Origin of the sequence: Halomonas sp. DP3Y7-2, from assembly GCF_019800795.1 — a bacterium.
GTDB classification, from domain to species: Bacteria; Pseudomonadota; Gammaproteobacteria; order Pseudomonadales; family Halomonadaceae; genus Halomonas; species Halomonas litopenaei_A.
On the sequence record NZ_JAHVKJ010000008.1, the window covers coordinates 491,577 to 504,888 of the forward strand.

Annotated in this window: 9 protein-coding genes; 3 read left to right on the forward strand and 6 right to left on the reverse strand. The window is 63.4% G+C overall.

Annotated features, from left to right (window positions below):
• Positions 1 to 3 precede the first annotated feature (3 nt).
• The 4 genes from KUV45_RS11835 to KUV45_RS11850 form a co-directional block, all read right to left on the reverse strand.
• The gene (locus KUV45_RS11835; RefSeq protein WP_222163169.1) at positions 4 to 1,062 is read right to left on the reverse strand and encodes an imelysin family protein; all 1,059 of its coding nucleotides are present in this window, start codon (positions 1,060 to 1,062) and stop codon (positions 4 to 6) included.
• Complete coding sequence (locus KUV45_RS11840) at positions 1,059 to 2,477, reverse strand: di-heme oxidoredictase family protein (protein ID WP_224852018.1); 1,419 nt, start codon at positions 2,475 to 2,477, stop codon at positions 1,059 to 1,061. Before KUV45_RS11840 ends, KUV45_RS11835 begins: the two co-directional genes overlap by 4 nt.
• Positions 2,478 to 2,608: 131 nt before the next feature.
• A complete protein-coding gene (locus KUV45_RS11845; RefSeq protein ID WP_222163170.1) occupies positions 2,609 to 3,889 on the reverse strand; it encodes an imelysin family protein in 1,281 nt (426 codons plus the stop codon).
• A gap of 272 nt (positions 3,890 to 4,161) precedes the next feature.
• Positions 4,162 to 4,995, reverse strand: a complete 834-nt coding sequence (locus KUV45_RS11850) for a pyruvate, water dikinase regulatory protein (protein ID WP_206938193.1) — start codon at positions 4,993 to 4,995, stop codon at positions 4,162 to 4,164.
• A 418-nt stretch (positions 4,996 to 5,413) separates the two neighbouring features.
• Between KUV45_RS11850 and ppsA the strand changes: the two genes are divergently transcribed.
• From ppsA to KUV45_RS11865, 3 genes are all read left to right on the forward strand, one after another.
• Complete coding sequence (gene ppsA / locus KUV45_RS11855) at positions 5,414 to 7,786, forward strand: phosphoenolpyruvate synthase (RefSeq protein WP_206939197.1); 2,373 nt, start codon at positions 5,414 to 5,416, stop codon at positions 7,784 to 7,786.
• 299 nt (positions 7,787 to 8,085) lie between these two features.
• Complete coding sequence (locus tag KUV45_RS11860) at positions 8,086 to 8,592, forward strand: hypothetical protein (protein ID WP_206938195.1); 507 nt, start codon at positions 8,086 to 8,088, stop codon at positions 8,590 to 8,592.
• A 184-nt stretch (positions 8,593 to 8,776) separates the two neighbouring features.
• The gene (locus KUV45_RS11865) at positions 8,777 to 10,552 is read left to right on the forward strand and encodes a gamma-glutamyltransferase family protein (protein WP_222163253.1); all 1,776 of its coding nucleotides are present in this window, start codon (positions 8,777 to 8,779) and stop codon (positions 10,550 to 10,552) included.
• A 121-nt stretch (positions 10,553 to 10,673) separates the two neighbouring features.
• Here the strand turns inward: KUV45_RS11865 and KUV45_RS11870 are convergent, their stop codons facing one another.
• Positions 10,674 to 12,545, reverse strand: coding sequence for a glycerophosphodiester phosphodiesterase family protein (locus tag KUV45_RS11870; protein ID WP_222163171.1), 1,872 nt, complete (start codon positions 12,543 to 12,545; stop codon positions 10,674 to 10,676).
• A gap of 139 nt (positions 12,546 to 12,684) precedes the next feature.
• A complete protein-coding gene (rraA, locus tag KUV45_RS11875) occupies positions 12,685 to 13,170 on the reverse strand; it encodes a ribonuclease E activity regulator RraA (RefSeq protein ID WP_206938199.1) in 486 nt (161 codons plus the stop codon).
• Between the last annotated feature and the right edge of the window lie 142 nt (positions 13,171 to 13,312).

Consider the following 13,312-nt stretch of genomic DNA (forward strand, 5'->3'; position numbering starts at 1 on the left):
GGATCAGTCTCCGTCGCTCGAGTTGAAGCCGCGAACGATACCTAGCGCCGGGGCTATTTCATCGCCGAGTACCTGGCGTAGCTGGGCAACTTCCAGATAGAGCGTGGCCAGCTGCTGGCGCGCCTGGTCGTCTTGCAGTCCAGTGGCAATCCCTGTGTCCAGTTGACGTGCCTGGTCGAGCGCATCCTTGAGCTGGTCGCTGAATGCCGCGGCAAGCTCGTCCTGGTGCTGCTGCGAGAGCCACCGCTCTAGCCCCGGGACGAAGTGATCCTGCAGTCCCTCCAGGGTGGCCGTCGCCAGGGTGATCGAGGCATCACTGCGCCAGGCCTCTGCGCGGTAGCCATTGGCCGGTGCACCCATCATCCCCAGGGGCTCGCCCAGGCGCTTGTCCTCGAGGATCTCTAGGGACTGCAGCGCGGCGTGAACGGTGGCCTCGGAGTAGCTGTCGGTGGCCAGGTAGTGGGAGCGGAAGGCTTGCCAATCGCGGTTCAGCTCGCTGGCGACCTGAGCAAGGTGCTGACTGATGGCCTGGGCCAGCGCACAGGCATTCGGCTGCTGGAGCGAGTGCTGCGTCATGGCGTCGTCAAACAGCAGGTACTCCAAGGCAGGGAAGCCCTGCTCGGCGACGCCGGCGGCGGCGATGTCAGCGGGCGTGACCGCCGTCTCCTGACGCAGTCGGCTGGCGATGCGACTGCCGACCAGGTTCTTGTTGTCAGGCCAGAACTGCAGCTGCCAGGCGCGACTGTCGACCTCGATCGGGCCAAAGTCGACGAAGCGGACGGCCTGCCAGGCCTGGTAGGCGTCCAGCCAGTGCGCTGCCAGGGCGTCATGATCGAGCGCATCGCAACCCGGCGCGAAGGCCTCCGCCAGGGACTCGGTGGTGCGGTTCAGCTGCTGGTAACCCTGCTGGATATCGTGATGCCACGTCTCACGGGGCGAAGTACCCGCCTGGTCAGCGAGGGCGGCGCTACTGTACATCGCGACGATCGACGCCAGCGTGGCGCCACCCAGTGAAAAGGCGCGAGAAAGTGACGCGAAGGGGGAGCGTGAGCGGTACGTCATAGTGAATTCAGGAACTCCAGCAATTGTGCACGCTCCTGCTGCGCAAGAGCGCGATAACGATCCCGGGCGGCGAGCGCTTCACCACCGTGCCACAGGATGGCCTCTTCAAGGGTGCGTGCCCGGCCATCGTGGAGGAAGCCTGCCTGGGGGTTGACCTGCTGGGCAAGACCGATGCCCCACAGCGGCGGGGTGCGCCATTCGTTGCCATCTGCCTGGTACTCGGGGCGGCCGTCGGCAAGCTCAGGCCCCATATCATGCAGCAGCATATCGGTATAGGCCCACAGGGTCTGGCCCGCCAGTTCTGGACGAGCCGTGTCCTCTGGTGTGGTCAGGCTGGGGCGGTGGCAGGCGGCGCAGCCGAGTTCGTTGAACTGGCGGGCGCCGGCCTGTACCGCAGGATCCTGCATGTTCCTTCGCTGCGGAACGGCCAGGCTCGAGGCATAGAAGGTGACAAAGTCGGCCACTTCGTCGCTGACCTCCGGGTCGCCGCCGTCGGGGAAGTCCTCGCAGCCCTGGCCTGGCATGCAGTCGGTAGCGGCGGCCAGACGTGAGGTCAGCCCCATGTCGCCGGCGAAGGCATGCAGGCTCTGCTGTTCCACACTGGGTTCGCCGGCCTTCCAGCCAAATCGTCCCAGCACCGTCTCCTGCTGGCGCACGTCCCATACGCGATTGGCGCGCCCGGAGATACCGTCTGCGTCGCTATCGTCGGGATCCGCCCACTGCAGCAGCTGGTCCTCGTCCACGACTTCGAGCAGGCCCAGTCCGATCATCGGTGGCGCCACCCGAGGCGAGGTCAGCAGCGTCTCGGGCAGGTCGCCGTAGGCGGGATCCTCGATGTGGTAGGTGGGCACCGCCAGCGTGACCTGGTGGCCATCATCGAAGGTGATCTCTCTGGGCGAGAGTGATCGAACCATGTCGGCTTCAGGCGTTGCGCCCGGAATCGCCGCGGTTTGCAGCTGGCGGCCGTAGTGGGGCACCGGCACAGCGCCGGTTCGCCTGACTAGCTCTTGGTCGTCCGCGGTGGTGGCCGGCACGGATAGCCTCAGGAACAGGGACACCGGTGGTTCACCGTCCGCCGGCGGGTGGCCGCGACCGTCCTTGATATGACAGCCCTGGCAGCTGTTGGTATTGATCAGTGGACCAAGGCCGTCACGGGCATCGGTGCTGGCGGGGGCCACGACCCAGGGATTGCGAAAGAAACTGTTGCCGACGCTGAAGTCGAGCCGCTTGGTCATGCTCATGTTGCCCAGCGGCAGCGAGTAGGCGTTGTGGTCGAACTGCTTGACCGAGCCTTCGCCGCCGGAGCGAGGATCGGTCTGGAGTGATGGCTCGCCGCTGGCAAGGACCTGCGTGCCAAGGGTGAGCCCAGCCAGCAAGACTGGCAAGGTACGGTTTAGTGTGGGCATGTGACGCATCTGGCGATTCCTTGACACAGTCAAGCCGCACGCCTTGGCGTGCGGCTTCTCGAGGCGAATGAATCGCATTTCATCATTTAGTTTCTGGCCTGGATGTGATCTACATCAACAAAGCTCCGGCCAGGAGAAGATCAGAAGTCGTGACCGGCATCATCCGGCTCGAGTGAGGTGACGCCAAGCTCGCCCGCGGCCTGCTCGATGGAGACAGTCTGGGTGACCAGGGCAAGAATGGCGTCGTTGACGATGGCCGCACCTTGCTCATTGCCTGGAGCGATCATCATGTCGAAGGTCATGGGCGACTCGCTCTGCTCCGCCGTCTGCTTGAGGGTGCCCAGGGCTGCCATGGAGCTCTCAAGCTGCTGCTCGAGGGTCTGCGCCAGGTCGCTGTCGGTCTGCGCCAGCAGGGCCTCTACACTGGGTCCCTCGAGAACGCTGCCATCGATGCGCTGATATTGGCCGGTGTAGACGTTCTGAATGCCCTTGCCATTGTAGTAGTGCGAGTTGTGGGTGTTGTCGCTGAAGCAGTCGTGCTCGTCTTCATAGGAATTGGCCTCCAGCGCGACCTTCATGCGCTCACCGGCCAGCTCGCCCAGTGACAGCGACCCCATGCCAAACAGAATACGGCGCAGGCCTTCTTCGCTCGGTACGCTGGTCAACTCGCGGCGATAGTTGTCTTCGTCCACCGGTGCCCATTGGGCCACCATCCACTCCAGATCCTGGATCAGCAGCTGGCTGGCGGCTTTCAAGTAGGCGCGGCGGCGATCGCAGTTACCGTTGGTGCAGTCGTCGCCAAGGGCGAAGTCGCTGGCCCCACGCTCTCCGGCACCCGGCTCGTAGCCATGCAGGTCCTGTCCCCACAGCAGAAACTCAATGGCGTGATAGCCGGTGGCGACATTGGCTTCGGAGCCGCCAATTTCATTAAGCTCTGCCAGCAGTTCCGGCGAAAGGGTGGAGACGTCGATCTCGTCGCCGCCGACGGTAATCGAGGAGGAGGCGATGATGTTGGCGGTGGCACCGGCGTTGCCGAGCTCATGCTGATAGCCGTCCTGGCTGACGTAATCGATCATGCCCTCGTCCAGCGGCCAGGCGTTGAGCTGGCCTTCCCAGTCATCGACCACGGCATTGCCGAAGCGGAAGACCTCACTCTGCTGGTAAGGAATACGTGCCTCGCGCCAGGCCTTCTTGGCGGCAGCCAAGGTTTCGGAGGTCGGGGCCGCCAGCAGCTCATCGATGGCGACGTCCAACGCCTTGGCGGTCTTCAGCGCATCGCTGTAGGTGGTGTGTGCCAGGTCAGCGTAGTGGCCGACGACGGCGTCGGCGGTGACATCCTCGGCGGAAGCATGGGAAGCCACAGCGAGAGCACCGGCCGCGATAGCAAGCGCCAGAGGGCGACGCACAAGACGAGAGATCATGGAATTGTCCTTTTCACGAAGGCAGGAAGGAGGCGCTGGAACGCGTCCTTGAAATAGTAACGAGATTGACTCTCATTGCAAGCTGAGCGGCCTGCTGTCGAAGAGGTAAAGGACGTGGGCGAAGCGATAGAGACAAGCACTTGCTGCAAAGATGACGAGTGGACGTCTGTCCGTGGGCCGACAGTCAACCGTGCCGACCGTGAGGCCCATCGGACAGAGAGAGCAGATGTAACCGGGGACTCGGAGCACTTGCCCCGATGTCCTGAGCGCGATCAGCGAGGGGAAAAGCGGCGGTTGATGCCGGTTTCCGCAATCATGCGCGTCGAAATCTCTTCCACGGAAAAGCGCGTGGCGTCGATGAACGGAATATGCAGCTGTCGGAACATGGCTTCAGCCTGAGCGACCTCCTGCATGCACTGGTCCATGCTGCTGTAGCGGCTATTGGGCCTTCGTTCGTGGCGAATCGCTGCCAGTCGCCTGGGATCGATGGTCAGGCCAAACAGCTTGTGGCGTTGCTTGGCCAGCACGGCCGGCAGTTTCAGGGTGCCGCTGTCGTCCTGGTCGTCTTCGGTCAGCGGGTAGTTGGCGGCACGAACGCCGAACTGCAGTGCCAGGTAGAGCGAGGTTGGGGTCTTGCCGCAGCGCGACACGCCGACGAGTATCACGTCCGCCTGGTCGTATTGATGGGTGCGGGCGCCATCGTCGTTGTCCAGGGCGAAGTGCACCGAGTGAATGCGGTCCATGTAGACGTCATCGCTGGAAATGGCGTGAGTGCGCCCCACACTGTAGGACGAATGAGTTTCCAGTTCCTTTTCCAGCGGCTCCAGAAAGGTCGAGAAGATATCGACCTTGAACCCCGGCGCCTGACGAATCACAGCGCGAATCTTTTCGTCGACGATAGTGTCGATGATGATCGGCTGCACGCCGTCCCTTACCGCGGTGGCTTCGATGATCCCGACCAGCGAGCGCGCCTTCTCGATAGTGTCGATATAAGGCTTGGTCAACTTGCGTATCTCGACGTTCTCGAACTGGGCCAGCAGGCTGCGTCCAAGACTTTCGGCGGTGATGCCGGTGCCGTCGGAAATGAAGAAAGCGGTACGGGTCATGGCGGATACCTTGTAAAGAGTGCTGGCATTGTCCGCTGCATGGCGGGGACAGACAAGTTGTGCGCGTTCGAAGTAAAATTAGCCAGGATTGGCCTCCCTCACTACAAGCAGATCAATCGGCTGTGCTGGCCCAATGATGGGCCGAGACCGTCGGCCCCCAAGCCAGGTGAGGGAAGGGCCGGGGGGATATCAGTCGGACGCCGCCATGACCCTGATGGAGGCGCTGCGTAGTGGCACGCCGATGCCCCTGAAGGTGTCCAGACTACAGAAAGCTGGCTTTTTCCCCCGGTGTTGTAAAAATCCTCCAGTGACTTCGCTCTTAGACCAATGGCGAATATGGTGGGGCGCTGATAGAGTCGCCAGCATCCAGTCATGACGGCGTGTCATGGACGAGTTCGTCGACATCCAAGGGGGTCACGTGGACAAGTACATTCTGTGGTTTGATCAGTTGGGCATGAACGACGTCGAGCGCGTTGGCGGCAAGAACGCTTCTCTCGGCGAGATGATTTCCAATCTGGCGGGAGCGGGGGTCACGGTGCCCGGCGGTTTCGCTACCACCGCTGATGCCTATCGCGAGTTTCTCTCCCACGAGGGGCTCAATGATCGAATCAATCAGGAACTTGCACGCCTGGACGTCGATGACGTCAATGCCCTGGCCGAGGCCGGCAGCAAGATTCGTCAGTGGGTGATCGATACGCCCCTGCCGCCCGCCTTCGAGGCGGCGCTGCGCGAGGCCTACGAGCAGATGCTGGGCAAGCATCCGAACCTGAAGGTGGCCGTGCGCAGCTCTGCAACGGCGGAAGACTTGCCTGACGCTTCCTTCGCTGGCCAGCAGGAAACCTTCCTCAACATTGAAGGCTACGACAATATCAAGCGTGCGGTGCACGAGGTGTTTGCGTCGCTGTTCAATGACCGCGCCATCTCCTACCGCGTGCATCGTGGCTATGCCCACGAGAACGTGGCGCTGTCCGCCGGGGTGCAGAAGATGGTGCGCTCTGAGACCGGCGCCAGTGGCGTCATGTTCACCCTGGACACAGAGTCCGGCTTCCGCGACGCGGTATTTGTCACCTCTTCCTGGGGCCTGGGGGAGACCGTGGTACAAGGCGCGGTGAACCCCGATGAGTTCTACGTGCACAAGCACACCCTGGCGGCAGGGCGCCCTGCAGTGCTGCGCCGCAACCTGGGATCGAAGCTGATCAAGATGATCTACACCGGCGACGCCAGCGCGGGTAAGTCGGTCGAGACCGTGGACGTGCCCCTGTCCGACCGCGGTCGCTTCAGCATCAACGATGAACAGGTCATGGCACTGGCGCGCCAGGCGATGACCATCGAACAGCACTATGGCCGCCCGATGGATATCGAGTGGGCGCTGGATGGCGACGACAACCAGCTGTACATCGTGCAGGCGCGTCCTGAAACCGTGGTGTCTCAGCAGGAAGGCGGCTCGCTGGAGCGCTTCCAGCTGAAAGAGAAGGGGCGCACCCTGGTCACCGGCCGTGCCATCGGTCAGCGCATTGGCCGTGGTGCGGTCAAGGTGATCCTGAGCCCGGACGAGATGGATAAGGTCAACAGCGGCGACGTGCTGGTGACGGACATGACCGACCCGGACTGGGAGCCGATCATGAAGCGTGCCTCGGCCATCGTCACCAATCGCGGTGGACGTACCTGTCACGCGGCGATCATTGCCCGTGAGCTGGGCATCCCCGCGGTGGTTGGCTGTGGTGATGCCACTGAGGTACTGCGTGATGGTCGCGAAGTGACCGTATCCTGTGCCGAGGGTGATACCGGCCACGTCTACGACGGCCTGCTGGAATTCGATCGTAACGTGACCAGCGTCGACGCCATGCCCGACATTCCGTTCAAGATCATGATGAACGTGGGCAACCCGGATCGTGCCTTCAGCTTCTCTACGCTGCCCAACGCGGGCGTTGGCCTGGCGCGCCTGGAGTTCATCATCAATCGGATGATCGGTGTGCACCCCAAGGCCCTGCTGGAGTACGACACGCTGCCGGGTGAGCTGCAACAGACCATTGACCTGCGTATTGCCGGCTACGACGATCCCGTCAGCTTCTATGTCGACAAGCTGGTAGAGGGTATCTCGACCCTGGCCGCCGCTTTCTACCCCGAGCGTGTCATCGTGCGCATGTCGGACTTCAAGTCCAACGAGTACGAGAACCTGATCGGCGGCAAGCTGTACGAGCCCGGCGAAGAGAACCCGATGCTCGGCTTCCGCGGCGCGTCGCGCTATATCTCCGAGACCTTCCGGCCGTGCTTCGAGCTCGAGTGCCGTGCCATGAAGCGGGTGCGCGACGAGATGGGACTCGACAACGTCGAGCTGATGATTCCCTTCGTTCGCACCACCGAGGAAGCCAGCGAAGTGGTTGACCTGCTGGCGGCCAACGGCCTCAAGCGCGGCGACAACGGGCTCAAGGTCATCATGATGTGCGAGCTGCCTGCCAACGCCCTGCTGGCGGACGAGTTCCTCGAGTACTTCGATGGCTTCTCTATTGGCTCCAACGACCTGACCCAGCTGACGCTAGGTCTCGATCGCGACTCCGGCATTGTGGCGCACCTCTTCGATGAGCGTAATCCCGCCGTCAAGAAGCTGCTGGCCATGGCGATTCAGGCCTGCAAGGCCAAGGGCAAGTACGTGGGCATCTGTGGCCAGGGGCCGTCGGATCATCCGGAGCTGGCCAAGTGGTTGATGGAGCAGGGTATCGACTCCGTGTCCCTGAACCCGGACGCTGTACTGGAAACCTGGTTCATGCTGGCGGGCGAAACCATCGGCTAGGCTAGCAGCGCCCTCTGTCGAGGGCGTGTGACCAGAACGTCTGACGAGAGCGTTTGACCAGAGCTTCTGACGAGAACTTCCGACGAAAGCGTCTGTAAGCACCCTCCGTATTCACGCCGCGGCCATGGCCGCGGCGTGTTACGTTGGTTCGGGGTGCATGACATCGCCGTATCAGGTGTAGTGGCCGATGATGCCGCGACGAGCGGCGCGTGCCGAGCAGGCAGCAAAGTGGCCTCCAGGGCTCCCCAAGGGCCATGAGAATTGGCACCATACAGGCAGTTTGTTGATAGGACGTTGTAATGGCATATCTGTTGGTCATGGGGAGCGTGCTGCTGTCCATCGGGGTGTGCCTGGGATGGATGTGCTGGTCGCTTGGGCGCTGGCTGCTGGCGGGTATCCTGCCTGAGCGGACCCCGGCGGCGAAAAAACCGACACCCAAGGCGCGCAGCAAGCGGGCTCCGGCGAGTCGCGCCAAGAAGGCGGGCAGCGACAAGGCCGCTGCGGCCAAGGCGACCACCTCTGCACCAAAGACACCGCGACCCAAGCGCGAGCCCACCCCGCCCTGGTCATTGACCAAGGCGCTTGCGCGTGTGCGCTCGGCGCTGCCGTTGGGCCTGCTGATGGCGTTGGTGTTTGGGGTGGTGCGCCTGGCGGAAAAAGGCATGGCCGAGCGCGCCGAGGATGTACCGCAGGGGTACCATCAGTTGGTTTCCACCCTTGGCGGGTTGACGCTGGTGATGCTGGCCTTGGCGCTTATCTGCGCGTTTTGCCGGCTGCGCATCCGGCGCCACGAGAAGCGAGCATGAGCGTGCGGTATCGTAGGCTGCGATAAACTATGCTGAAGCAGCAACTATGCATCAGCACACCTATGCATAAACACACCTATGCAGAAACACATAAGGCATCTTTGATTTCGTCACAAAAGGAGCGGTGATGAGAGCGACGTTCTTGCGTCGGCCTGACGGCCTGGCCACGGCAGTGGCCTGGGTAATGGCAAGCAGTCTCCTGGCATCGGCAGTGGAAGCCGCGCCAGCGTTTGACTATACCCGTCCGGCCATTTCCCCAGAGGAGGGCTCCGGTTACGAGGAAAAGCCGGGTTGGGCGACCGAGCGGTTTGCGGTGGCAGCGGCCAACCCGCTGGCGACGGATGCCGGCTATCAGGTATTGAAGGCAGGTGGCAACGCCATTGACGCGGCGGTCGCGGTGCAGATGGTGCTGACGCTGGTCGAGCCTCAGTCCAGTGGGATTGGCGGTGGCGCCTTCCTGATGCTGCATGACGGCGAGAGGGTCCACGCCTTCGATGGCCGAGAGAAGGCTCCGCTAGGGGCCGACGAGGCGCTGTTTCTGGATGCAGACGGCGAGCCGATCGAGTTCATGACCGCCGTGGAAAGTGGCCGCTCCGTCGGTGTGCCCGGCACCGTGCGCATGCTCGAGCTGGCCCACGACGAACATGGCAAGCTGCCATGGGCGTCCCTGTTCGTGCCCGCCATCACCCTGGCAACCGAGGGCTTCGAGGTCAGTCCACGCCTCCACCAGAGTCTGGCCGCCACGCCATCGCTAGCGGAAGACGATGTCGCAGGTGCCTACTTCTTCGATGGCGAAGGGCAGCCTGTGGCGGTCGGCACCCGGTTACGCAATCCTGCGCTGGCGGCGATTCTGACCAAGATCAGCGAGGAGGGGAGCACGGCTCTGCATACCGGTGAGATTGCCGAGGATCTGGTGTCCAGGGTACAGAATCATCCGGACATGCCGGGCACCCTGAGTCTCGAGGACATGGCCGGCTACGCGGCCGTGGAGCGGGACGCACTGTGTACCCCTTGGCGGCAGTGGGAGGTCTGCGGTTTTCCGCCTCCTTCCTCGGGGCATCTGACGATGATGCAGATCCTGGGCATCATGGAGGCCAGGCCCGAGATCGAGACCGCGCTGAATGAGGGGGTGCCCACCGTGGACTGGCTGCACCCGTTCCTTGAGGCGTCGCGCCTGGCCTTTGCCGACCGCGCCCGCTTCATTGGTGACAGCGACTTTGTCGAGGCCCCAGGCGGTACGTGGAGCTCGCTGGTAGCGCCGGAGTATCTGGCCAAGCGGGCCGAGTTGATCGAAGAGCAGAGCATGGGCACCGGTGTGGCGCGGCCGGGCAACCCAGGGGCGATGAAGACAGCCTACGCGTCGCAGCCCCATCAGCCTGAGTATGGCACCAGCCACATCAGCATCATTGATGGTGACGGACAGGCGGTCGCCATGACCGCGAGTATCGAGCAGGCGTTTGGCTCGCGCATCATGGCCAATGGAGGGTCGGACCTGGACGGCGGCTACCTGCTCAACAATGAGCTGACCGACTTTTCCTTTACGCCTACCGATGAGCAAGGCACGCCCATTGCCAACCGGGTCGAAGCGGGCAAGCGGCCCAGGTCCAGCATGAGTCCGACGCTGGTGTTCGAGCGTGAGAGCGGCGACCTGGTGGCCAGCCTCGGGTCGCCGGGGGGCGCGGCCATCATCCACTACACTGCCCAGACGCTGGACGCCATGCTGGTGCGTGGGCTCGATGCCCAGCAGGCGCTCAATCTGCCCCATGCCATCACGCTGGGTGACGCTGTCTATCTGGAGGAAGGGCGTTTTCCCGAGGCCACCGTGCGTGATCTGCAGGGGATGGGGCACGAGGTGGAGACCCGTGAGCTGACCAGCGGCTTGCAGGCACTGGAGGTCACCGAAGAGGGTCTGTTCGGTGGCGCTGACCCCCGTCGAGAAGGCGTCGTCATGGGCGACTGAGGTCATGCCTGGCTGAGCCTTGGCAGCGCCAGCTGGGCTTTGGCTGGCACTGCCACTTGGATTCTGGCTGGCTACGCCACTTGGCCTCTGGCTGGCAGTGCCATGTCTCCGCCGCCGGAGCTCAGCTCTCCAGCCAGTGGCGTAGCTTGGTCAGCATCAGTTCCGCGTCGCTCATGGCCTGGCGCTCGCGCAGCAGCGCCGTCAGCAGGTCGGGTCGGTCGGTAATGATACCGTCGACCCCCAGGTCGATCAGGCGAGCCATGCGCGCTGGGTCATTGACGGTCCAGGCGTACAGCGGCTTGTCGCTCACGTGAGCCCGGCGCAGCTGGTCGTCGTCAATCTGCGTATGGCGCAGCCCGAGCCCATTGAAATGGCGATAGGGCAGGCTTCCGGGCAATGCCCACTCCGCCAGCAGCAGGCTGCGTGCATCGGGCGCAAGCTGATTGATGCGCTGAACCTGGCGATAGGACAGCGATGCCAGCCAGCTGGTCTGCAGCAGCTGCGGGTCGCCGCAGACGAGCCGTTCGAGCTTGTCCGTGGCATCGTGACGACATGCCAGCCGCTGCTGCCGCTCCCTCTGCAGGTCGCCTAGCACAGCCTTGATCAGCGCTTCTTCCTGGCCCCGCTCAGGCTTGAGCTCTATCAACAGCCTAGCGCGTCCGCGCACCTCCTCCAGCACTCGGTCGAGCCTGGCCAGGGGCTCTCCGGCAAAGGCATGCGCGAAGCTTGCGCCGATGTCCAGTCTGGCCAGCTCGCTCCAGTCGAGATCACCGATGCGTCGGTCATCACCGGCCAGGCGCAGCAGGGTGGCATCGTGACTCAGTACCACGGTGCCGTCACCGGCCAGCCTGACATCAATCTCGATCACATCAGCACCGTCGTCCATGGCGCGACGAATCGCCGACATGGAGTTTTCCGGCGCGACCATGGAGGCGCCCCGGTGGGCGATCACGTCGACCTGTTCGCGGATATCCTGTCGCTCGACCATCAACCACGCCTGAGACAGGGCAAACAGCACGATGCCCACCTCGATACCCCATGCCCAGCGACCCGGATGGGCATCGGCAGGGGGTGGGGCGGGACGGGGCAGGCGATGGGCACGCCGCAGGTAAAGACAGGTCGCCAGCAACGCATTGACGACGATGATGGCAAAGGCGACGCCCAGGGTCAGCAGCGTGGCCGAGGTCACCACCGCCAGCATGGTCGGTATGACCACCGCGCCGATATCCGGCAGGTTGGCGATCAGGGGGCCGACCCAGGCACTGAATACCAGTGAGACCGCGGAAGGCAGGGCCAGCAGGATGGTCAGCATGCTGAAGATGACCAGTGCCAGGCCGCCTTGGCGTTTGACCGTCAGAGCGTGGCTGCGACGCAATGCGGCAAAGGGCTTGAGGCCCTCCAGCACGAGGCTTGGCAAGGCAAGCCACCAGCGAATGTACAGCCTTCCCGCGAAGGCCAGCCACAGTCCTACCATCGGTAGCAAGGTAGAGAGATAGAGCCAGAAAGCCGGTGGTCGCACGTGACGGACATAATAGGCGTCCAGGCCGCTGAGCAGACTGTCATGCACCAGGTGGGCACAGGCCAGCAGGATGGCCACGCCGCTTAAGTGAACGGCCACCTGCAGGCACGCCAGTGTGGCCAGTGCTGGCAGCCGATGCAGGCTCTGCCATAGCGCCACCAGTGCCTGACGCGCATGGGAGCCCTGGCGTTCGACCGCCACCAGCATCATGCCGGCCTGCTGCAGGTACAGCAGCGTCAGCAGGCCGGCGGCAAAGGCAAAGACCCAGGTGAAGCCCAGAGGTGACAGCAACAGCTCGACGGCGTCGGCAGTGGTCACCAGTGGTCGACCGACCTGTTCCAGCCAGATGGCCAGCAGCCAACCCAGTGTGGGCAACAGCAGGGCGGAGGCGAACAGGGTGAAAAGCAGATGGTAGGCCAGCAGCGGGCGCAGGTGGTCGCTCAGGCTGGTAAAGACATCCCGGGCAAGCGTCATTGAGGGTCGTCTGCCGTTGGACGGTGCATGTATGGCGTGCCGAGGCTATGGTCGATAGTGCTGGACCACAGCCCTGGATGGGTCACAGGAGGCTGGGCAGCCGCGGTAGGGGGAAGCGTCGCGCCGATCGCGGAACACCTCACTCCAGAGCGAGACGCTCTTCAGCCACCAGGATGCCGTTGTTGTCGGCGTAGACCCATTGGCCGGGGGTAAAGCTGACCCCAGCGAAGGTGACCGGCACATCGCGCTGCCCTTCACCACGCTTCTCGCTCTTGCGTGGGTGGGCGCCGAGCGCCTGAATGCCTAGATCCGTCTCGGCAAGGATGTCTACGTCGCGCACGCAGCCGTACATGATGACGCCGGCCCAGCCATTGCCTGCCGCCTGTTCTGCCAGCATGTCGCCGAGCATCGCGCAGCGGGTCGAGCCGCCGGCATCCACGACCAGCACCGCGCCGTCGCCAGGTTCGGCGACCGCCTGCTTGACCAGGGAGTTGTCCTCGAAGCACTTGACCGTGCGAACCGGGCCGGCAAACGCTTCTTGACCGCCGTAGTTGACGAAGATCGGGTCACATACGGCCACTTCAGGAAAGGCATCACAGATATCTGGGGTGACAATCTGGCTCATGGGGCATCTCCGTTGCTGTTAATCGCATGATGCCATAGATGCGGGGGTTATCCAGCCCCGGGGCACTGCGTGACATCGTGACATTCGCGAGGCGCCCAACGAAAAAGCGCCCGGACGTTGACGTCCGGGCGCTTCATTACTG